This is a genomic window from Nocardioides eburneiflavus, assembly GCF_004785795.1.
Lineage (GTDB): Bacteria > Actinomycetota > Actinomycetes > Propionibacteriales > Nocardioidaceae > Nocardioides > Nocardioides eburneiflavus.
On sequence record NZ_SRRO01000001.1, the window covers coordinates 2834036 to 2853359 of the forward strand.

23 protein-coding genes are annotated in these 19324 nt (G+C 72.5%); 11 read left to right on the forward strand and 12 right to left on the reverse strand.

Features of this window, described 5'->3' with window-relative positions; all coding sequences use genetic code 11:
- Positions 1 to 293 precede the first annotated feature (293 nt).
- A complete protein-coding gene (locus tag EXE59_RS13330) occupies positions 294 to 755 on the forward strand; it encodes an NUDIX domain-containing protein (protein ID WP_281280341.1) in 462 nt (153 codons plus the stop codon).
- Positions 756 to 810: 55 nt separating this feature from the next.
- Here EXE59_RS13330 and EXE59_RS13335 read toward each other — a convergent pair whose 3' ends face one another.
- Entirely contained in the window at positions 811 to 1779 is a 969-nt protein-coding gene (locus EXE59_RS13335) for an FAD-dependent oxidoreductase (RefSeq protein ID WP_135839340.1), read from the reverse strand.
- A 69-nt stretch (positions 1780 to 1848) separates the two neighbouring features.
- Entirely contained in the window at positions 1849 to 2223 is a 375-nt protein-coding gene (locus tag EXE59_RS13340; protein ID WP_135839341.1) for a thioesterase family protein, read from the reverse strand.
- A gap of 122 nt (positions 2224 to 2345) precedes the next feature.
- Here EXE59_RS13340 and EXE59_RS13345 point away from each other — a divergent pair, with 122 nt between their 5' ends.
- Positions 2346 to 2858 carry a SigE family RNA polymerase sigma factor gene (locus EXE59_RS13345; RefSeq protein WP_246056774.1) on the forward strand — a complete coding sequence of 171 codons (513 nt, stop codon included), beginning with the start codon at positions 2346 to 2348 and terminating at the stop codon, positions 2856 to 2858.
- Positions 2855 to 4261 (forward strand): hypothetical protein, encoded by a 1407-nt coding sequence (locus EXE59_RS13350; RefSeq protein ID WP_135839343.1) that lies wholly within the window; start codon positions 2855 to 2857, stop codon positions 4259 to 4261. The genes EXE59_RS13345 and EXE59_RS13350 overlap by 4 nt, the downstream gene beginning before the upstream one ends.
- A 10-nt stretch (positions 4262 to 4271) precedes the next feature.
- On the opposite strand, the gene EXE59_RS13355 is transcribed toward EXE59_RS13350, so the two are convergent.
- Genes EXE59_RS13355 through EXE59_RS13365 form a run of 3 tightly spaced genes read right to left on the reverse strand, consistent with a single transcriptional unit; the run spans position 4272 to position 7329 of the window.
- The gene (locus EXE59_RS13355) at positions 4272 to 4772 is read right to left on the reverse strand and encodes a GNAT family N-acetyltransferase (RefSeq protein WP_210428991.1); all 501 of its coding nucleotides are present in this window, start codon (positions 4770 to 4772) and stop codon (positions 4272 to 4274) included.
- Positions 4773 to 4782: 10 nt separating this feature from the next.
- Positions 4783 to 6465 (reverse strand): acetolactate synthase, encoded by a 1683-nt coding sequence (locus EXE59_RS13360; protein WP_135839344.1) that lies wholly within the window; start codon positions 6463 to 6465, stop codon positions 4783 to 4785.
- 9 nt (positions 6466 to 6474) lie between these two features.
- Positions 6475 to 7329, reverse strand: a complete 855-nt coding sequence (locus tag EXE59_RS13365) for a DUF2785 domain-containing protein (RefSeq protein WP_135839345.1) — start codon at positions 7327 to 7329, stop codon at positions 6475 to 6477.
- A 68-nt stretch (positions 7330 to 7397) separates the two neighbouring features.
- Between EXE59_RS13365 and EXE59_RS13370 the strand changes: the two genes are divergently transcribed.
- Complete coding sequence (locus EXE59_RS13370) at positions 7398 to 8867, forward strand: sensor histidine kinase (protein ID WP_135839346.1); 1470 nt, start codon at positions 7398 to 7400, stop codon at positions 8865 to 8867.
- A 56-nt stretch (positions 8868 to 8923) separates the two neighbouring features.
- Here EXE59_RS13370 and EXE59_RS13375 read toward each other — a convergent pair whose 3' ends face one another.
- Complete coding sequence (locus EXE59_RS13375; RefSeq protein WP_056601527.1) at positions 8924 to 9175, reverse strand: WhiB family transcriptional regulator; 252 nt, start codon at positions 9173 to 9175, stop codon at positions 8924 to 8926.
- Between the two features lie 236 nt (positions 9176 to 9411).
- Between EXE59_RS13375 and EXE59_RS13380 the strand changes: the two genes are divergently transcribed.
- Positions 9412 to 9768 (forward strand): hypothetical protein, encoded by a 357-nt coding sequence (locus tag EXE59_RS13380; RefSeq protein ID WP_135839347.1) that lies wholly within the window; start codon positions 9412 to 9414, stop codon positions 9766 to 9768.
- Positions 9769 to 9780: 12 nt separating this feature from the next.
- Here EXE59_RS13380 and EXE59_RS13385 read toward each other — a convergent pair whose 3' ends face one another.
- Both EXE59_RS13385 and EXE59_RS13390 read right to left on the reverse strand, forming a co-directional pair.
- Complete coding sequence (locus EXE59_RS13385; RefSeq protein ID WP_135839348.1) at positions 9781 to 10629, reverse strand: RNA polymerase sigma factor SigF; 849 nt, start codon at positions 10627 to 10629, stop codon at positions 9781 to 9783.
- Position 10630: 1 nt separating this feature from the next.
- Positions 10631 to 11047 carry an ATP-binding protein gene (locus EXE59_RS13390; protein WP_135839349.1) on the reverse strand — a complete coding sequence of 139 codons (417 nt, stop codon included), beginning with the start codon at positions 11045 to 11047 and terminating at the stop codon, positions 10631 to 10633.
- Between the two features lie 189 nt (positions 11048 to 11236).
- On the opposite strand from EXE59_RS13390, the gene EXE59_RS13395 reads away from it, so the two are divergent.
- Complete coding sequence (locus EXE59_RS13395; protein WP_135839350.1) at positions 11237 to 11428, forward strand: hypothetical protein; 192 nt, start codon at positions 11237 to 11239, stop codon at positions 11426 to 11428.
- A gap of 103 nt (positions 11429 to 11531) precedes the next feature.
- Here the strand turns inward: EXE59_RS13395 and EXE59_RS13400 are convergent, their stop codons facing one another.
- Both EXE59_RS13400 and sodN read right to left on the reverse strand, forming a co-directional pair.
- A complete protein-coding gene (locus tag EXE59_RS13400; protein ID WP_135839351.1) occupies positions 11532 to 11837 on the reverse strand; it encodes a hypothetical protein in 306 nt (101 codons plus the stop codon).
- 215 nt (positions 11838 to 12052) lie between these two features.
- Positions 12053 to 12454: a superoxide dismutase, Ni gene (gene sodN / locus EXE59_RS13405; RefSeq protein WP_135839352.1), complete on the reverse strand. Its 402-nt coding sequence runs from the start codon at positions 12452 to 12454 to the stop codon at positions 12053 to 12055.
- An 89-nt stretch (positions 12455 to 12543) separates the two neighbouring features.
- Between sodN and EXE59_RS13410 the strand changes: the two genes are divergently transcribed.
- The 3 genes from EXE59_RS13410 to EXE59_RS13420 are packed head-to-tail and all read left to right on the forward strand — an operon-like array spanning position 12544 to position 15697.
- Positions 12544 to 12897: a S24 family peptidase gene (locus EXE59_RS13410; protein WP_281280342.1), complete on the forward strand. Its 354-nt coding sequence runs from the start codon at positions 12544 to 12546 to the stop codon at positions 12895 to 12897.
- 20 nt (positions 12898 to 12917) lie between these two features.
- Positions 12918 to 14090, forward strand: coding sequence for an NAD(P)-dependent malic enzyme (locus tag EXE59_RS13415; protein ID WP_135839354.1), 1173 nt, complete (start codon positions 12918 to 12920; stop codon positions 14088 to 14090).
- Positions 14090 to 15697 (forward strand): alpha-amylase family glycosyl hydrolase, encoded by a 1608-nt coding sequence (locus EXE59_RS13420; protein WP_135839355.1) that lies wholly within the window; start codon positions 14090 to 14092, stop codon positions 15695 to 15697. Before EXE59_RS13415 ends, EXE59_RS13420 begins: the two co-directional genes overlap by 1 nt.
- 106 nt (positions 15698 to 15803) lie before the next feature.
- Here the strand turns inward: EXE59_RS13420 and EXE59_RS13425 are convergent, their stop codons facing one another.
- Positions 15804 to 17045 carry a GNAT family N-acetyltransferase gene (locus EXE59_RS13425; RefSeq protein ID WP_168218508.1) on the reverse strand — a complete coding sequence of 414 codons (1242 nt, stop codon included), beginning with the start codon at positions 17043 to 17045 and terminating at the stop codon, positions 15804 to 15806.
- A 69-nt stretch (positions 17046 to 17114) separates the two neighbouring features.
- Between EXE59_RS13425 and EXE59_RS13430 the strand changes: the two genes are divergently transcribed.
- Both EXE59_RS13430 and EXE59_RS13435 read left to right on the forward strand, forming a co-directional pair.
- The gene (locus tag EXE59_RS13430) at positions 17115 to 18083 is read left to right on the forward strand and encodes a zinc-binding dehydrogenase (protein WP_135839357.1); all 969 of its coding nucleotides are present in this window, start codon (positions 17115 to 17117) and stop codon (positions 18081 to 18083) included.
- Complete coding sequence (locus tag EXE59_RS13435) at positions 18080 to 18784, forward strand: SDR family oxidoreductase (protein WP_135839358.1); 705 nt, start codon at positions 18080 to 18082, stop codon at positions 18782 to 18784. The genes EXE59_RS13430 and EXE59_RS13435 overlap by 4 nt, the downstream gene beginning before the upstream one ends.
- 8 nt (positions 18785 to 18792) lie before the next feature.
- On the opposite strand, the gene EXE59_RS13440 is transcribed toward EXE59_RS13435, so the two are convergent.
- Positions 18793 to 19323 (reverse strand): nitroreductase family deazaflavin-dependent oxidoreductase, encoded by a 531-nt coding sequence (locus EXE59_RS13440; protein ID WP_135839359.1) that lies wholly within the window; start codon positions 19321 to 19323, stop codon positions 18793 to 18795.
- Position 19324 lies beyond the last annotated feature (1 nt).

Below are 19324 nucleotides of genomic sequence, written 5' to 3' on the forward strand. Positions count from 1 at the left end.
GCGGCACGCGCAGGTCCCAGGTTGGCGCTGGAGGCGCCCTCCTCACTGAGTATGTCCTGTTGGCGGCGCACGGTGCCCGCCCCAGTCGTGGCCGCACGCCGGACGGATGGGGTTTCTGAGTCGTGCGGTTCGTGACCACCGCCGGCTGGCGCGGCTCATGGACACGATGATGCCCCTGGTCCGTCCGCTCATGCCGCAACGAGTGCGCGCTCATGCCGATGTCCGCACGTTCATGGGGACAGATGCGAGGGGGTGAGTCCAACGCGATGCTCTGCACCAATAGGTTTGCGGTCATGCCTGCTGCTCTGCACATCGCGCGTCTTCGCTCCAAGGTCGGGAACGACCTGCTCCTGTTGCCCTCAGTCGCTGTCTTGCCCATCGACGACGATGGCCGCGTCCTGCTTGTTCGTCAGACTGACTTCGGGTCGTACGGCACCATCGGCGGCGCCGTGGACGAGGACGAGGCACCGGAGGACGCCGCGCGTCGCGAGGCGCGCGAGGAGATCGGCGCCGATGTCGAGATCACCGGGTTGGTCGGCGCCTTGGGCGGCCCGGAGTTCCGCCTCACCTACCCCAACGGCGACCAGTGCGCCTACGTCAGCATCGTCTACAGCGCGAGGCTGGCTCCCGGTGCCGAAACATCGCCTGACGGGGACGAGGTCGACCAGATGCGTTGGTTCGCACGTAGTGAACTCACTGACTCGGCCGTCGGCCACTTCGCTCAGAGCACGTTCGCAGCCCTCAGGTGGATCTAGCGGCTGCGCGCGGGAGGATGGGGCGCCTGGGCGCGCTCGGTCCCGGATCCACGACCTAGCGCCGAGCAGCCTCCGCCACCAACGCGACCACGTCCTGGGCGCAGCCCCATCCGATGGTGATCCCCGACCCGCCGTGTCCGTAGTTGTGCACGACCGGGACCTCCAGCAGGCCATCGTCCAGCTCCACCCGGACCTCCGGCCGCCCTGGCCGTAGTCCGGCGACGCTCTCGATGACGTCGGCATCGCAGAGCCCGGGCACGATGTCGGTGCACCGTTCGAGGATCGCCGAGGTTTCCGCGTGGTCCGGTTGGGTGTTCCAGCTGCCCTCCTCCAGCGTGCCGCCGAGGATGCAGTCCGTGGACCGTGGATGCACGTAGGCGCGACCACCGGGGTGGTTCTCGTCGCGTACGGACAAGGTCAGCCCGGGGTTGGTGACCCTGACGATCTGTCCTCGGACCGGGTAGACGGTGTCGTCGGCCACGAGCGCACCCGCGCCCATCCCGGCCGCGTTCACGATGACGTCCGCGCCGAGGTCGATCACGTCGTCGAGCCGCCTGATCCGACGTACGACCTGGGTGGCGCCTGCTGCCAGCACCTGCTCGTGCAGGTACGGCAGGTACTCCGGCATCTCCACCAGGGGGACGGCGAATCGAAGGCCCCGTGCGTAGCCGGGAGGCAGCTCGTCGCGGTCCGCCTCGCGCACCTCGCCGACTGCCCTTGCCCAGACGGGCATGGGGTGCGATCTGTCGGGCGTCTCCCTGTAGAGCACCAGTGACTCGCGCATGACCACACCGGGCACACGCGTCTCTGCCTCAGTCGCCAGGATGTCGTACGTCGTCGCGCCCCAGCGTGCGACGGCGTCTGCGGGGCCGGCCGCTGTGGGGAACCAGACTGCCGCGGCAAGGTAGGAGGTGGTGCGGTGGAGAGGATCGCCGCTGACGACGGTGACGTCGTGGCCGGCGCGAAGCAGCAAGCTGGCGCAGCTGAGGCCGCTGACCCCTGCTCCGACCACCACCACGCGCACTCGAGCATGGTGGCACGCGCGCATCCGGGGCTGCCGCTGATGGTGCGCGCCACATCCGGCGCCCGCGCCTCACACCCGCGACATGAACCGCTCCGCGTCGACGACCACCCGGGTGATCTCGCCGGCGGCGAGCACCTTGCCGCTCGCGGTGTCGCGCGCGCTGACGGTGAACCGGTGGAGACGGCCGTCCTCGTACGCGCTGGACGCACTCACCTCCACCTCGGCGCCGATCGCGCTGGCGGCGAGGTGCTCGACCTGCACGCGGGTCCCGACGCTGGTCGAGCCCTCGGGGAGCACGGGCTCGAGGCAGGCGCACGTCGCGGCCTCCAGCCAGGCGAGCAGGCGCGGCGTGCCGAGCACGGGCAGCGAGCCGCTGCCGACGGCCGCGGCCGTGTCGTCGTCGGTCACCGTGAAGGTCAGCGTGGCGGGCTCGAGCTGCGGCATGGGCGGGCCTTCCGGGAAATGTCGGGAATCGTCGGGGGAGTGGGGCAACCTGAGGAGCTGACACACGTCTACCAGACATGGGCGTGAGGACCGCAGGGTCGGGGGTGGCGATGGAGCCTGCCGTGGACATCACCGAGCTCTACGCTGCCCACCGGCTGTCGCTGGTGCGGCTCGCGGTCCTCCTGGTCGACGACTTCGCCTCGGCCGAGGACGTCGTCCAGGACGCCTTCGCTGCGCTGGCGCGCCGTCCCGACGCGGTCCGGGACCCGTCGAAGGCGCTGGCCTACCTGCGGGTCTCGGTCGTCAACACCGCCCGGTCCGCGCTGCGTCGGCGGCGTACGGCCCGCGCGTACGCCCCACCGCACGACCTGTCCCCGCCCTCGCCCGAGGACAGCGCGGTGCTGGCGGAGGAGCACCGGGAGGTCATCGTGGCGCTGCACCGGCTCGCCCCGCGGCAGCGTGAGGTCCTGGTGCTGCGCTACTGGTCGAACCTGTCCGAGGCCGAGATCGCGGTGACGCTCGGGATCAGCCAGGGCACCGTGAAGTCGACCGCCAGCCGGGGCCTGGTGGCGTTGGAGAAGGCCATGCAGGCCGCCTCCACCACACCCGTGAGCTCGGGGAAGGAGGAGCGATGAGCGCCCACGACACGATCCCCGACATGGAGCAGCGGCTGCGTGCCGCGCTGACCGCCCGGGCCGACCTGGTCCAGCCCGAGGACCTCGCCCCGCTCACGCCCGTGGCCGCGCTGCGTCCGCGCTGGCAGTCGCCGTGGGTCCTGCTCGCCACCGCGGCGGTCGTGCTGCTGGTCCTGGGCGTGGTCGTCCAGGGCCTCGGCCGCGACCAGCGCTCCGACGACGTCGCCCCGAAGCCGGACGAGCGGGTCGAGCTGCAGCTGCCCGCCGACGTCGGCCGGGACTGGGAGGCCCACGAGTACTCGACCCCGGCGCGTCTCGACCTCGATGGCGACGGCACGAAGGAGAAGGTCGACTTCCTCGGTGAGCCGAGCAAGAGGCTGGACGGCCGCGTGAGGATGCAGACGACACTCAGTGCGTCGGGCGAGGACGCCTACGGGGTCACCGACGTCGGCACCACGATCGTCAGCGCGCTCGAGCCCGTCGACGCCGACAGCGACGGCGACCAGGAGCTGGTCCTCTACTACGACGACTACGCCAACGGCGGCTACCCGCTCGTCTTCGACCTCCGGGACGGACTGCTGGTCCAGGCCGTCGTCGACGAGCCGGAGCTGCTGGTCCGCGGCGACGTCCCCGAGCCCGGCACGGACAGCCCGTACTACGAGATGGTCCGCCAGCACGAGTACTGGGTCGAGGACGGCACCCTGTGGTCGAGCCGGTCGGTCAACGCCTACGCCACCGGCGGCATGACGATCGTGAAGCCACTGGTGACCGTGCTCGACGCCTGGCGTTGGCGGCTCACGGAGGCCGGCCTGCTCGAGCCGGTCGACGCGGGGTGCCTGCGCCACGACGTCGTGGACGACTCACGTAGGCCGTGCGAGGAGGGCGCGACGGACGACCTGCCGCCCGTCGCGGCGGTCGCCGCGGAGTCCATCGGCGTGGGAGACAGGGCCACCGTGGACGGGGGCCTCCCGTTCACCGTACGTCTCCAGGCGTTCGCAGACCCGAGCCTCGTGGTCGAGCTGGTCGGCCGTCGTACGGTCGAGCTCGGGCTCGAGGTCGCAGATCCCCGCGTCCTGACGACCCAGCCGGTCTCCGTCTTCAACGACGGCCCGGCCGTCGTCGTCACGTCCGCCTCGGACCCGGACTACCTGCGGGTCGTCCACGCCGCCGGCGAACAGCTCCGGGTGCTCGCGCCGGTCGGCGAGGTCGCGCTGCGCGACGACGCGGCCCACCGCACCTGGCTGACGGACGACGGGACCCTGGTCACGGCGGTCGCCGGCGAGGGCGACGGCTGGCGGCTCTGGTTCTGGCGGATGGTGTCCCGGTCCGAGATGGCCGCGCTGCCCGGCGCCGTCGTCTGCTTCGACGACGTCGACGACCCCGCCACCGTGCGCAGCTGCTGAGAGAGGCGCCTCAGAGGTCCTTGCGGAAGGCGAGCAGGTCCACGCCGGCGATGGGCGACCAGTCACGGTCCGGGTCGCGCTCGTAGCCGAGCCGGGCGTACACCCGGTGCGCGGCGGTCATCGCCGCCAGCGACGACAGCGCCATCCCCGAGGCGCCGTGTGCGCGCGCCTGCTCCTCGCACAGCCGCGCGAGCGCGGTGCCGACACCGGTGCCCTGCGCGCTCGGGTCGACCGCGAGCATCCGGAACTCGCCCTCGTCGTCGCGACCGATCTCGCGCCACGGCGACCCGGGCGGGCAGTACGTCACCACCCCGACGACCCGGTCGTGGCCGTCGTCGTCGACGACCGCCACCCACACTTCGGCCTGCGCGTCACGCGTGGCGACGTCGCGCAACCGTTCGCGGTAGTCGTCCTCGGCGCCGCGCAGCAGGGGGTCGTAGGCAGCCACGCACACCTCGCCCGCGCGCTCGAGCTCGCCGGGCCGGATGCGGCGTACCTCCACCCCGGTCACCTGACCAGCCTCAGATGCCGAACGTGCTGCGTGGGTAGGCCGCCTCGACGTCGGTGATGACGTTGACGAGGTAGGGAACCCCGGCGGCGTACGCCCGGTCCAGCGCCGGCCCGATCTGCTTCGGGTCGCTCACGGTCTCGCCGGCGCCGCCGAGCGCCTTCACCACGTCGTCGTACGGCGTGCGCTGGCCGAGGTCGGCGACGACGTCGTAGCCGTAGAGCATCTGCATCGGGCCCTTCTCCAGGCCCCACGCGGAGTTGTTGCCCATCACCATGACGACCGGCAGGTCGTGGCGCACGAGGGTGTCGACGTCCATCAGCGAGAAGCCGGCGGCCCCGTCGCCGAGCAGCAGGGTGACCTGCGCGCTCGGCCGGGCGATCCGCGCGGCGATGGCGGCGCCGAGACCTGCGCCGAGGCAGCCGTACGGGCCGGGGTCGAGCCACCCCCCGGGGCGCTGGGGCTCGACGTACTTGCCGGCGAAGGACACGAAGTCGCCGCCGTCGCCGATGACGACGGAGTCGTCGGCGAGGCGGGGGACCAGCTCGCCGTAGATGCGGGCGGGGTGGATCGGGTCGGCCTCCGCGGTGAGCAGCTCGGCGTCACGCGCGGCGGCGGCCCTCACCTGGTCGGCCAGCTGGTCGGACCACGCCCGCCAGTCTGGCTTGTCGCCACGCTCGATCGCGGCCTGCAGGCCGTCGAGGACAGTCGTGAGGTCGCCTGCCACGGACCCGGCCAGCTCGGCGTGCGAGGAGACCTGGCCGGGGGAGTCGGCGATGTGGACGACCTTCGCGAACTCACCGTTCGGGTTCTTGTCCGGTCCGCCGAAGGAGCCGTAGCCGAGGCGGAAGTCCAGGGGCGTGCCGACGACCACGACCAGGTCGGCGCCCGACAGCGCGGCGCCGCGGGCCTTGGTCACCAGCGAGCGGTGCCCGCCGGGGATCACGCCGCGACCCATGCCGTTGGTGAGGGTGGGGATACCGAGGTCCTCGACGAACCGCAGCGCGGCGACCTCGGCGTGGTCGGCCCACACGTCGGTGCCGAGGATGAGCACGGGGCGCTCGGCCCGGGCGAGCAGGCGGGCGACGGAGGCGATCGCGTCGGGGTCCGGCTCGATGCGGGTGCCCTCGCCCGACCCGACCGCGCCGGTCGAGGAGTTGAAGAACTCGTCCATCGGCACGTCGACGAACACCGGCCCGCGGTGGCTCGAGCGCGCCAGCGTGAACGCCTCGTCCATCCCGGCGGCGACGTCACCGGCGGTCATGAGGGTCCTCGCCGCCTTGGCGACCGGCGCGATGATCGGCGGCTGGTCGAGCTCCTGGAGCGAGCCGGTGCCCCACCGGTTCTGCGGGGCGCGGCCGCCGACGACCACCATGGGCGAGCCGGCGAACTGTGCCTGCGCGATCGCGCTGATGCCGTTGGTGACTCCGGGACCGGCGGTGAGGACGGCCAGTCCGGGGACGCGGGTGAGCTTGCCGGTGGCCTCGGCGGCGAAGGCGGCGGTCTGCTCGTGGCGTACGTCCAGCAGTCGCACCTGCGGGCCCTGGCCCTCGGCCTGCGTCCGCACCGCTCCGTCGTACATCGGGAACACGTGGGCACCCGAGAGGGTGAACATCGTCTCGACGCCGTGGGCACGGGCGACGTGGACGGCCAGCTCGCCGCTGTGCCCTGTGATCTCGCGTGTGGTCTCGCTCATGCCCGCAGGCTAGCGGGTGGCTACTCGCAGGTAGGGAGCGTTGGTCATCCGGAGGGCCTCGATCACGACGAGCAGCAGGTCGGGTCGCACCGTCGGCGGGTCGGGCGCGAGCGAGAGGTGCACGAAGAGCGCCCGGAGGAAGGCCTGGGGCGCTGCGGTCGGGGCGAACGGGTCGTGGTCGACGGGTCCGCCGAAGGGGTTGCCGGCGGCCCCGATGCGGTGCACCCAGGGCTCGAGCGCGTCGACGCCCAGCGTGTTGCGCCGCAGGATGACCATGGCTGCCGCCGCGATGCGGTCGGGCTCACCGGCCCCCAGCGGCTCGTCCGCGGGCTGCTGGACGAGGCGCTCGGCCAGGATGTCGAGGAGTACGGCGTGCTCGGCGCCGGCCAGGTGGGGGGACTCGCCGAGGGCGCCCAGGGCGTCGGCGCCGTGGGCGACCGCGTGGGCCCACCCCTTGCCCGGCACGAAGCCGCGGGTGTCGCGCTCGGTGAGGAACCACGTCGCGAGCCGGTCGCCCCACTCCATCACCTTGCCGCCGGGGAGCAGGTGCTGGGAGTTGTCGCGCTCGAGGCACTCGGCGACGATCAGCGCGCTGAAGCTGCGGCGGAACACCGTGTCGGTGCCCGACTCGCCCAGCCCGACCGACAGCCCGGCGACCATGCCGTCACCGAGGCCGACCAGCAGGTCGTCGTAGACGCCGTTGTCGATCCAGGTCGCGAGGGCCGGATAGGCGGTGCCGTCGCGGACCTCGGGACGCGTCGAGCCGAGCATCGTGGTGAGCTCGGCGGTGAGGTCGTCCAGCGGCCGGTCCGACGGGACCTCGAACCCGGCTGCTTGCACCTGGTCCCAGTACCCGATCGACATGGCGCCCATCCTGCCAGCCGCCTCCGTCACCGCCCAGCCCGGTCCACGGCACGCCCTAGGCTGGCAGCGTGCCGTCCCTCCACGAGCTCGTCCGAGCCCACACCGACCTCGTCGAGGACGACGTCGCCTGGCTCCAGCTGCTCATGGCGGACTGGCAGATCCTCGCCGACCTGTCGTTCGCCGACCTGGTCCTGTGGCTGCCCGACCGGGAGGGCAGGGGCTACTGGGCCGGTGGCCAGATGCGGCCCACCACCGGACCCACCGCCCTCGTGGACGACGTCCTCGGCACCTTCATCCCGACCGGCCGGCGGCGGATGCTCGACGAGGCCTACACCACCGGCCGGCTGGTGCGCGAGGGCGACCCCGAGTGGCGCGACGACGTGCCCGTACGGGTCGAGGTCATCCCCGTACGCCGTGCCGGCCGCGTGATCGCCACGATCGCGCGCAACACCAACCTCCTGGGCGTGCGCACCCCGAGCCGGCTCGAGCTCAGCTATCTCCAGACCGCCGCCGAGCTGACCCGGATGATCGCCGGCGGCCACTTCCCGCTGCCGGGGCAGCGCAGCGACCACGCGGACTCGCCGCGCGTCGGCGACGGCTTCGTCCGCCTCGACCCGGCCGGCCGGGTGGTCTACGCGAGCCCCAACGGGCTCTCCGCCTATCGGCGCCTCGGCCTGCAGGGCGACCTCGCCGGCCTCGTCCTCACCGACCTCACCCGCGACCTGGTGCCGGCCCGCAAGCGCCTCGACGAGGAGACGCTCAGCGCCGTGCTCGGCGGTCGCGACGGCCGCGCCACGGAGGTCGGCACCGACGAGGTCACCCTGATCGTGCGCAGCATCCCGCTCCGCCCCGAGGGGGAGCGCAACGGTGCGCTGCTGCTGGTGCGCGACGTCACCGAGCTCCGCAGCCGCGACCGCGAGCTGGTGACCAAGGACGTGACGATCCGCGAGATCCACCACCGGGTGAAGAACAACCTCCAGACCGTCGCCGCGCTGCTCCGGCTGCAGGCCCGTCGCACGCGCGCCGAGGACGCCAAGGCGGCGCTCGAGGAGGCCGTACGCCGGGTCGGCTCCATCGCGATCGTGCACGAGACGCTGAGCCACGCGGTCGAGGAGACGGTCGACTTCGACGAGATCGCCGACCGGCTCGGCGCGATGGTCGTCGACGTCAGCGGCGTGGAGGTCCCCGTGCGCGTCGTCCGCGAGGGCTCGTTCGGCAAGCTCCCGTCCGAGGCCGCGACACCGCTCGCCATGGTGCTCACCGAGCTTCTCCAGAACGCCGTCGAGCACGGCTACGCCGGCGTGCCCACCACCGCCGACGGACGCGTCGTGGTCACCGCGCGCCGGATCGTGGGACGCCTGCACGTCATCGTGGAGGACGACGGACGGGGCCTGCCCGACGACTTCGACCTCGACGGGTCCACCCAGCTGGGGCTGTCGATCGTGCGCACGCTGGTGGAGTCCGAGCTCGGAGGTGTCCTCGAGATCGGTCCGGGGACCCGTGGGACCCGGGTGCAGGCGGACCTGCCCGTCGACTGATGGCCGTCGGGCCCGTGGGCCAGACGCGGGGCAGGCGCTCGTGTCAGGCGTTCGTGTCAGGCGGTCCGGATGCGCGCGCGGGCGTTGCGGCGCTTCAGCGCGCGACGCTCGTCCTCGCTGAGGCCACCCCACACGCCGTGGTCCTGCCCGGCCTCGAGGGCCCAGGCGAGGCACTGCTCGCGCACCTCGCAGCGCCGGCACACCTGCTTGGCCTCCTCGATCTGGAGGATCGCCGGCCCGGTGTTGCCGATCGGGAAGAACAGCTCAGGGTCCTCGTCGAGGCATGCAGAGCGACTGCGCCAATCCATGAGTGGGGGAATCCCTCTTTCTAAGTCACAGGCAAGTGCTGTTGTCGGACATTCAGCTGAGCCCGGGCGCACGACGATGCGATCACCGAGGTGGGCAGCGACCAGACTGGCAAGACTTGAACGTTCACACAACCCCAATCGCTGGTCGCGTCCGTCACAACTACTGTTGTCCAGTGCCCGTTACGCCTCAGGCTCATCCCCCTGCCCCCGACACTACCCCGCCGCCCCCACTCGTGGTGGCTGCCTCGCTCGTCGCACTGGAGGCGTTCGTGCTGGTCGCGCTCGGCGTCCTCGAGCTGGCCAACCTCAGGTCCATCCGGCTCACCATGGGGCTGACGACCTCCGCCTTCTTCCTCGTGGCGGCCGCCGGGCTGGCCTGGTGCGCGTGGTCGCTGTGGAAGGTGCGCCGCTGGGCGCGCGGGCCCGTCGTGATGGCGCAGCTGATCCAGCTCGGGCTGGCGTGGAACTTCCGCGACCAGCCGACGACCCTCATCGCGATCGGTCTCGCCGCCGCGGCGCTCGTCGTGGTCGCGGGCCTGCTCCACCCCGCGTCGACGCAGGTCCTCGAGGAGGACGCACGGCTCGACCCCTGAGGCGCGGGCGGCTCAGTCGGCCTCGAGGGACGTACGCAGCTGGGCGAGCGTGCGGGTGAGCAACCGGGACACGTGCATCTGGGAGACGCCGATCTCCTCGGCGATCTGCGACTGCGTCATGTTCTTGAAGAAGCGCAGCAGCAGGATCCGCTTCTCACGCTCGCCGAGGCCCTCGAGGAGCGGCTTGATCGACTCGCGCACCTCGACGTGCTCGATGTTGGAGTCCTCGACCCCGAGGCCGGCCAGGATCGCCGGGGGACCGTCGTCGTTGTCGTCGGAGGCGTCGAGGGAGAGCGTGGAGTAGGCGTGGGAGGACTCGATCCCTTCCATGACCTCCTCGACCGTGCAGCCGATCGCCTCGGCCAGCTCGCGGGGGGTGGGGGAGCGGCCCAGCTTCTGGGTCAGCTCGCCGGTGGCCCCGCCGATCTGCATCCGCAGCTCCTGCAGGCGCCGAGGAACCCGGATCGCCCAGCCTTTGTCGCGGAAGTGGCGCTTGATCTCGCCGATGACCGTCGGCGTGGCGTAGGTGGAGAACTCGACGCCGCGGTCGGTCTCGAAGCGGTCGACCGCCTTGATCAGCCCGATGGTGCCGACCTGCACGAGGTCCTCGTGGGGCTCGCCGCGGTTGCGGAAGCGGCGTGCGCAGTGCTCGACCAGTGACAGGTGGAGGTGCACCAGGTCGTCGCGCGCCACCGACCGCGCGGCGGGGCCCTCCCCCTCGTCGCGCAGCACCGAGAAGAGCTCGGCGCTGCGCGCGCGCACGTGCTCGAGACCGCTGGGCACGACGTCATCGTCGACCTCGCGTTCGACCGCGGCGTGCACCGCGGTCCCGTCCCCCATGCCCCCCGTGTCTGCGCTCATGTCAGAGCTCGGCACCTGTCATTCCCGCAGCGGTCGCCGACGTGACCGTGAAGCGGACGCGGAAGCGTCCACCCTCCGATCCTGCCGACGCGTCCTGCGCCATCGTGTCGAGCACCTGCCAGGCGAAGCTCTCGGTGTCGAGCGGGGGGTCGTCCACGGCCTCGGTCTCGAGCTCGACCGTCATCGAGCCGCCCCCGAACCAGAAGCAGGCCACGAGGTCGGTGCCGGGGTCGGCCTCGGGGATCACGAGGGCGCTCGCCTCGCCGATGGCGATGCGCAGGTCCTCGATGTCGTCGATGGTGAAGTCCAGCCTCGCAGCGAGGCCGGCCGCCGTGGTGCGGACGATCGTCGCGTAGGCGCCCTCGGCGGGCAGCCGCAGCTCGACGTCGGCGCGAGCGCCCCCCGTGTGATCTGCCATCTGCGTCAGTGTCCCGTCCTCGAGGCCGATGTGCTCGGCACACACTAACCGGGCCGCTCAGCCGTGGGGGCGGGAGCAGGGCACTCGCGGGACGCCGACCAGCGTCGGAGGCGGTCCAGTCCGCTCGCCCCCACTGCTGGTGGCTGCCTGCGGTCCGCAGCACCATGAGTGTGGGAGGAGGTGAGTCGCGTGCAGCAGCTCAAGCGATTCACGGTCTGCAAGCTGCTGGACCACGAGTGGAAGAAGATCGCCTACCCCGTCGGCTCGGACGGCGAGCGGGCGGGCATGTTCCTGCGCTGCCTGAGGTGCGGCAAGGAGGACCACACCGTCGGTTCGGTGGCGAAGGGACCCGGTGGCGCGTTGGGTGGCGGGATGGCCTGAGGGTCGCGCGTCACCGGTCAGTGGAACCAGGGACAGACCTGGTCCCTGGCGTGCAGCGCCCGGCGGTGCCGAGGATCGCGCACCCACTCTCGTCCTTTCACGGTCACGGCCAGGTCGGCGGCTTCGGCGGCGTCGGCGTAGCGCGCGATGCGCGCCAGCGCCACCGGGTCGTAGACGTCGTGCGCCGTCTCGGGCACAGCACCAGCGCCACGTGGTCGATCCCGTCCACGTGGTCGACCAGGTGGTCCAGCATCGCGTCCGACAGGTGGTGTACGGGCGCCAGGAACCTGCGGCGCTGCGACTCGGGTGACAGGTGCTCGAACTCAGCGACCAGCTGCGCGCGGTCCGTCCGCTCGAGGGGCACGACGAAGGCGTCGGTGCCGTCGCGCAGGGTGACCTGCTCGATCATCGCGCCTCCCGTCTGCTGGCCGGAGCCTAGCCAGCGGGGCGGCACCCGGGAGCACGAACGCCGCACCGACCCGGAGGTCGGTGCGGCGTCGAGGGGAGGAGAGCGGCGAACCCGCAAGCGGCTCAGAAGGTGCGTAGCCGCAAGCGGCTCAGAAGGTGCGTAGCCGCAAGCGGCTCAGAAGAAGGCCTGAGCAGCCGCGACTCCGTCGCGCCTGCTCAGGCCTTCTTCGTCTCCCAGAAGATCTCGGCGATCTCGTCGATCTTGGCGAGCAGCTCGTCGGCCTTGGCCGCGTCGAGCTCCCCCTTGGTGCCGGAGGCGCCGGCCAGCTTGGTGGCCTCGTTGACCAGCGTGTGCAGCTGCGGGTACTTCTCGAAGTGCGGGGGCTTGAAGTAGTCGGTCCACAGCACCCACAGGTGGTGCTTGACGAGCTCGGAGCGCTGCTCCTTGATGAGGACCGCGCGGGTGCGGAAGTCGGGGTCGTCGTTGTCGGCGACCTTGGCGATGATCGCCTTGATCGACTCGGCCTCGATGCGGGCCTGGGCGGGGTCGTAGACGCCGCAGGGAAGGTCGCAGTGCGCGGAGACCTCGACGGTGGGGGCGAGCAGGTGGCGAAGCATCGGGTTCCTCTCGATCGGGAAGGTGTGCAACTGCTGCGACACTACTCCGCGTGGAGAGGCGTCAGCAGCGGGGTCTCGCCCCGAGGGGTGTGGGGGTCCGGGGTGGCGTCCGACCCCCCTTCGGGACCGCCGTCGTCCGCGGTCGCTCGATGCTCCCCACGCTCCGCGAGGGCGACCTCCTGCTCGTGCGCCACGGCGCCCGGCCGCGCCCGGGGGACCTCGTCGTCGCCCGGTTCGCGGACGGGACCCTGACGGTGAAGCGGGCGGTCGAGGAGCGGCGTACACGCTCCGGCGCAGCCGGCTGGTGGCTGCTCAGCGACAACCCCGGCGAGGGGGTCGACTCCCGCCACCGCGGTGCGGTGCCGGAGGGCGAGGTCGTGGGGGTCGTAGGGATGCGGGTGTGGCCAACGCCTCGCATGGGACGCCGGCTCCGGGGCCGCTGAGCTGTGCGAGTATCGCCGGCATGGCAACGCATCCGCACGCCGGCGACCCCGTGTTCGACCTGCACGTGGGCGGCAAGATGGAGATCCTGTCGACGGCCGCGCTGGCGGGGCCCGAGGAGCTGTCGCTCGCCTACACCCCGGGCGTCGCCCGAGTGTGCGAGGCCATCGCCGCGGACCCGTCGATGACGCAGCACTACACCTGGGTGCCCAACACCGTCGCCGTGGTCACGGACGGCACCGCGGTCCTCGGCCTCGGTGACATCGGCCCCGCCGCCGCGATGCCGGTGATGGAGGGCAAGGCGGTGCTGTTCAAGCAGTTCGGCGGCGTCGACGCCGTGCCGATCTGCCTCGACACCACCGACGTCGAGGAGATCATCGAGACGGTCGTACGGCTGGCCCCGAGCTTCGGCGGCATCAACCTCGAGGACATCTCCGCCCCCCGCTGCTTCGAGATCGAGGCGCGGCTCAAGGAGCGTCTCGACATCCCCGTCTTCCACGACGACCAGCACGGCACCGCCGTGGTCGCCCTCGCGGCGCTGACCAACGCGCTGCGGCTGACGGGACGCGACGCCGCGACCGTACGCGTCGTGGTGCAGGGTGCCGGTGCCGCGGGCGTCGCGGTCGCCCGGATCCTGCTCGAGGCCGGCATCCAGGACATCGCGGTGCTCGACCGGCAGGGCGTGCTCAACTCCGAGCGCGCCGACCTCACCGAGGTCAAGGCCGCCCTCGCCCGCGACACCGCCGACCACTTCGGCCGCCGCGGCACCCTCGCCGACGTGATGGCCGGCGCCGACGTCTACATCGGCGTCTCCGGCGGACAGGTGCCCGAGGAGATCGTCGCCTCGATGGCCGACGACGCGATCATCTTCGGCCTCGCCAACCCGACGCCCGAGGTGCACCCCGACCTGGCCCACAAGTACGCCCGGGTCGTGGCCACCGGCCGCTCGGACTTCCCCAACCAGATCAACAACGTGCTGGCCTTCCCCGGCATCTTCCGAGGTGCCTTCGACGTCCACGCCACCGCGATCACCGAGGGGATGAAGGTCGCCGCCGCCACCGCGCTCGCCGAGCTGGTCGGGGACGCCCTGAGCGAGGAGATGATCATCCCCTCGCCCTTCGACCCGCGGGTGCCGGGAGCCGTACGCGACGCCGTGGCCGCCGCGGCCCGTGCCGACGGGGTCGCGCGCCGCTGATGGCGGGCGACTGGCTGCGCGACGCCGTCGTCTACGAGGTCTACCCGCAGTCCTACGCCGACTCCGACGGCGACGGGATCGGCGACCTCCGCGGCGTCATCGAGCACCTCGACCACATCGAGTCGCTCGGTGTCGACACCGTCTGGTTCAACCCGTGCTTCGCCTCACCCTTCGTCGACGCGGGCTACGACGTCTCGGACTACCTGCAGGTCGCGCCCCGCTACGGGACCAACGACGACCTGCTCGAGCTGGTCGAGGAGGCGCGCGGGCGAGGGATCCGGGTGCTGCTCGACCTGGTCGCCGGCCACACCTCGATCGAGCACCCGTGGTTCCAGGCCGAGCTCCACGCGGACGGCCCCAGCCCCGAGGGCGACCGCTACGTGTGGTGCGAGGAGCTCCCGGCCTGGGCGTGGGAGGTCGGCGTCCCCGGCACACCGGCGTGGGTGCCGTCGCCGGGGCCCCGCCGGGGCTGGTACCTCAAGAACTTCTACGACGAGCAGCCCGCGCTCAACTTCGGGTGGACCGCGACGCCGGAGGACGAGCCGTGGCGTGACGGGGTCGACGACCCGGGACCGGTGCGCAACAAGGCGATGCTGCGCGAGGTGCTCGACTTCTGGCTGAGCAGGGGCGTCGCCGGGTTCCGCGTGGACATGGCGTTCTCGCTGGTCAAGGACGACCGCGGCAAGAACGCAGGGAGGGTGGCCTCCACGCAGGTCTGGCGGGACATCCAGGCCTGGCTGGCCACGGCCCATCCCGACGCGGTGCTGGTCCCGGAGGGCAAGGAGCCGCGTACCGGTCTCGGCACGGGGTTCGACGCCGACTTCTTCCTCGTGATCCACGGCGAGCACGCGAGCCTGTTCGACAACGGGGGAGCGGGGGTCCTGCCCTTCCAGCGGACGGGTGAGGCGTTCTTCCACGAGGACGGCAGGGGCACCACCCATGCCTTCCTCGACGGCTGGGCCGCGGCCAGGGCGGACGACCCGACCCGGCCGGTGCTGATGGGGACCGCCGACCACGACTTCAGCCGGTTGCGCACCGACCCCCGTACGCCCGAGCAGCTCGGCGCGGCGCTGACGTTCCTGTTCACCTGGGGCACCGTCCCCTCGCTCTACTACGGCGACGAGATCGGCATGCGCTACCTGCCCGGCCTGCCCGACGTGGAGGGCGCGGTCTGCAACCCCGGCTACAACCGGTCCGGGTGCCGGACGCCGATGCAGTGGGACGACTCGCCGAACGCGGGCTTCTCCTCGGCCGCCGCCGAGGACCTCTACCTGCCCATCGACCCGTCGGACGACCGCCCGACCGTCAGCGCGCAGGAGCAGGACCCCGGCTCGACGCTGCACCTCGTGCGCCGGCTGATCGCGCTGCGCCGCGCGACCCCGGCGCTCGGCGGCCGCGCCCCGACGACCGTCCTGCACGAGGGTTACCCCTTCACGTGGCGCCGGGGCGACTCCCACGTCGTCGTGGTGAACCCGCGCCGCGAGCCCGCCGAGGTCGAGCTGGACGGGCTCGAGGGTGCAAGGCTGCTCCTGGGGGAGGGCGTCGAGGTGCGTCCGGCGGGGGTGCGGGTCGACGGCTTCGGCTACGGGGTCCTGGAGCTCGCCTGAGGCCGCCGCACGTGCGGCAGGTCTGGCCCCTCGGCGCGTCGGATAGAGGGCCACGAGCGCCGCACGTGCACGGGTCTGCCGCTGATCGGGCGGCGGGCACGGACCCCTAGAACCCGATCGACGGCTCCGGGGCCAGCGCCGTCCGCATCGCGCGCGCCAGCCCGGCGTACGCACCGGGGCGGTGCTCGGCCACCAGCCCGGCGCGCAGCAGGCCGGCGATGCCGTGCCCGAGGTAGCCCGCACCCAGCACGGCCACGTCGAGCGCGATGTCGGCGGGGGAGTCGGAGCGCGTGGCCGAGCCGGCGCCCGAGGAGGCCCGCAACCGCCAGCGGCCGGCGTTCCAGGGGGCGTACCGGTCGGCGACCTCGACGACGACGTCGCAGTCCGACTCGTACGACCGCAGCGACCACGCTGCCTCGAGGTCGACGAGGCGGACCCACGTGCTGTCCCAGGTCTTGAGGTCGCCGGTGCCGCGCGGGCCGCCGACCCAGCCGAGGATCGGGTCGTCGACGCCGACGTTCTCCAGCTTCGTCGTGCCCATCAGGTCGAGGTCGACCACCCGGCGGGCGAGGGCGAGCCGCGCGGCCGGCCCGCCGGTGAACTGGCCGACGGTGACCGTCCCGGACGGGCGTGCGTCGGCCCACTTGTGCTCGCGCCGCAGCCCGACGTAGCCGACGTCGGCCCCGTCGCGGCGGGCGAAGAGGACACGGCGCCGCTCCTTGTCCCGCAGCTGCTCGGGCGTCTCGGACGTCATGAGCGTGAAGAAGTCCGACGACCCGACGATGGTCCCGGGGAAGTCGGGCGCGGCGGCCAGCTGGCAGGCGCGCATCCGCTCGCTCACGCCCGGCGCGGCCATGTCGAGAACGTGGGTGGTGATGCCGGCGGCCTCGTCCTCGAGGTGCGGCGCGGTGAACGTGGTGCCGCGGCCGAGGTCGACCTGGTGGGTCAGCACGGCGAGGCCGTAGCCGAACCGGCCATAGATCGCCGCCTCGCTCGCGTGCAGCGCCGAGATCGCGGTCCCCGCGTCGCGGGTGCGGGAGAGGTGGTCGGTCATCATCGCGGCGAGGACCCCGCGGCGCCGGGCGTCGGGGTGCACGCCGACCCAGGTGAGCCCGGCGATCGGGACCAGGGCGCCGCCGGGCAGCGACATCTCCATCGGGCGCACGCCGTAGATGCCGGCGTGCAGGTCCGACGGACCGTCGGGGAGGTCCACCACGAAGCGCTGGTCGGCCGGCAGCCCGAGTCGCAGGTGGTCGGCGTCGGCGGCGGTGACCTCGGCGAACCAGACGAGCTGGTCGGTGGCCAGGTAGGTGTCGGCGTCCTCCGAGGGGCGTACGTCGATGCTCACCCGGCAACCCAACAGTCCGGGCCGAGGACCCGCAACCGGATAACGACCGGCACTCGCTAGGGTCGGGTCATGTTCGCCGTCTACGCCGAGTCCTTCTCCTCCGACGACCCGCTGAGCGGACTGGTGGTGGGGGACCGGCCCGCGCCCGAGGCTCCCGACGGGTGGGCCACCGTGACGGTCAAGGCTGCCAGTCTCAACCACCACGACCTGTGGTCGCTGCGCGGGGTGGGCCTGCGCCAGGAGGCGCTGCCGATGATCCTCGGCTGCGATGCGGCGGGCGTCGACGAGGACGGCAACGAGGTCGTCGTGCACGGCGTCATCGGCGACCCGCGCTGGACCGGTGACGAGGCCGACGACCCCGGGCGGTCGCTGCTCTCCGAGCGCCACCAGGGCACCTTCGCCGACCTGGTGGTCGTGCCGCGCCGCAACCTCGTCCCGAAGCCGGCGTCGCTGTCGTTCGAGGAGGCCGCGTGCCTGCCGACCGCGTGGCTGACGGCCTACCGGATGCTCTTCGTGCAGGGCGCGTGCCAGCCGGGCGAGACCGTGCTGGTGCAGGGTGCCGGCGGCGGCGTCGCCACGGCACTCATCACGCTGGGGCGCGCCGCAGGCCTCACGGTGCTGGCGACGAGCCGAGACGAGTCCAAGCGCCAGCGGGCCCTCGAGCTCGGCGCGCACGAGGTCTTCGAGTCCGGCGCCCGCCTGCCGGTCAAGGTCGACGCGGTGATGGAGACCGTCGGCAAGGCGACCTGGACCCACTCGATCCGTTCGCTGCGTCCGGGCGGGCGCATCGTCATCAGCGGCACCACCTCCGGGCCCGACGTCAGCGACGCCGGCCTGACCCACGTCTTCTTCAAGCAGCTCTCCGTCATCGGCTCCACGATGGGCACTCGCGCCGAGCTCGACCGGCTGGTCCGGTTCCTCGACGCGACCGGCACGCGCCCCCTCGTGGACCGTACGCTCCCCATGGACCAGGCACGCGACGGCTTCGCGGCGATGGCCGGGGGCGACGTCTTCGGCAAGATCGTCTTCACGCGATGACCGGCCGGCGCCACGTCCTCACCGGGGCCGGGTCCGGCATCGGCGCGGCCCTGGCGCGGCGGCTCGCCGACCGGGGGGACGACCTCGTCCTGCTCGCCAGGAGCGAGGCACGGGCCCGTGACCTCGCTGACGCCTTCCCCGCCGCCCAGCTCCTCGTCGCCGACCTCGCCGACCCGGGGACCCTCAACGGCCTCGGCCGGCAGGTCGACGGCCCGGTCGACTCCCTCGTGCACGTCGCCGGGGTCGTGGACCTCGCCCCCGTCGAGCGGCTGCGGCTGGCCGACTGGGAGGAGCAGGTCACGGTCAACCTCACCGCTCCCGCCGTGCTCACCCGCGAGCTGCTCCCGCACGTACGTGCCGGCCGCGGCACGATCGTGTTCGTGAACTCCTCCGCCGGCCTCACCGCCAGTGCGGAGTGGTCGGCCTACGCCGCGTCGAAGTTCGGCCTCCGCGCCTTCGCCGACTCGCTGCGAGCCGAGGAGGTCGAGCACGGCGTACGCGTGAGCACGGTCTACCCCAGTCGCACCGCGACCCCGATGCAGGAGAAGGTGCACGAGCAGGAGGGGCGCACCTACGACGCCTCCCGGTGGATCAGCGCCCACACGGTCGTCGACACGCTGCTGCACGTGATCGACCTGCCGGCCGACGCCACCATCCCCGACGTGACCGTACGCCCCGTCGTGCCCCGCCCCGGCACCTGACCGACCCGTCAGGTCCGCTCGAGCACGAACACCCGGATCCTCCGGGTCCCGCCGACGCGCGTGCGGTAGCGGGCGTACCCGGGGTAGAAGCGGCTCGCCCGCTCGAAGACCTCGACAGCCTCGGTGTCGCTGGCCGCGCGCGCGACGACGTCGCGCGACCGGCCGCGGTAGGTGACGGTCGCCCGCGGGTCGGCCTCGAGGTTGTGCACCCACGCCGGCGTCGCGGCCTGCCCGAAGTTGGTGCCGAGGAGGGCGAGCCCGTCGGCGTACGGCGTCGCGATCAGGTGGCTCGTACGCCGCCGGCCGGACTTCCGGCCCGTCGTCGTCACGTCCAGGACCGCGAGGCCGGCGATCAGGGCGGGCGCGCTGTGGCGTCCGCCCGTGAGCCTGCCGACGGCGTCGTCGAGGTGACGGAGCGTGCGCGAGAACACCCAGCCGCCGGCGCGCGTGCCAGCGCCCCACCTGACCAGCCGGTGCAGTGGGTTGGCCGACGAGTGCGCGTAGCCGAGGTCGTCGGCGAGGGAGGAGCGGGCAGCCATG

Coding starts and splice junctions, on each gene's coding strand:
- EXE59_RS13330 (WP_281280341.1), top strand. CDS start 294: ATGCCTGCTGCTCTGCACATCGCGCGTCTTCGCTCCAAGGTCGGGAAC.
- EXE59_RS13340 (WP_135839341.1), bottom strand. CDS start 2,223: ATGCCGCAGCTCGAGCCCGCCACGCTGACCTTCACGGTGACCGACGAC.
- EXE59_RS13350 (WP_135839343.1), top strand. CDS start 2,855: ATGAGCGCCCACGACACGATCCCCGACATGGAGCAGCGGCTGCGTGCC.
- EXE59_RS13360 (WP_135839344.1), bottom strand. CDS start 6,465: ATGAGCGAGACCACACGCGAGATCACAGGGCACAGCGGCGAGCTGGCC.
- EXE59_RS13365 (WP_135839345.1), bottom strand. CDS start 7,329: ATGTCGATCGGGTACTGGGACCAGGTGCAAGCAGCCGGGTTCGAGGTC.
- EXE59_RS13375 (WP_056601527.1), bottom strand. CDS start 9,175: ATGGATTGGCGCAGTCGCTCTGCATGCCTCGACGAGGACCCTGAGCTG.
- EXE59_RS13385 (WP_135839348.1), bottom strand. CDS start 10,629: ATGAGCGCAGACACGGGGGGCATGGGGGACGGGACCGCGGTGCACGCC.
- EXE59_RS13390 (WP_135839349.1), bottom strand. CDS start 11,047: ATGGCAGATCACACGGGGGGCGCTCGCGCCGACGTCGAGCTGCGGCTG.
- EXE59_RS13400 (WP_135839351.1), bottom strand. CDS start 11,837: ATGATCGAGCAGGTCACCCTGCGCGACGGCACCGACGCCTTCGTCGTG.
- sodN (WP_135839352.1), bottom strand. CDS start 12,454: ATGCTTCGCCACCTGCTCGCCCCCACCGTCGAGGTCTCCGCGCACTGC.
- EXE59_RS13415 (WP_135839354.1), top strand. CDS start 12,918: ATGGCAACGCATCCGCACGCCGGCGACCCCGTGTTCGACCTGCACGTG.
- EXE59_RS13420 (WP_135839355.1), top strand. CDS start 14,090: ATGGCGGGCGACTGGCTGCGCGACGCCGTCGTCTACGAGGTCTACCCG.
- EXE59_RS13430 (WP_135839357.1), top strand. CDS start 17,115: ATGTTCGCCGTCTACGCCGAGTCCTTCTCCTCCGACGACCCGCTGAGC.
- EXE59_RS13435 (WP_135839358.1), top strand. CDS start 18,080: ATGACCGGCCGGCGCCACGTCCTCACCGGGGCCGGGTCCGGCATCGGC.
- EXE59_RS13440 (WP_135839359.1), bottom strand. CDS start 19,323: ATGGCTGCCCGCTCCTCCCTCGCCGACGACCTCGGCTACGCGCACTCG.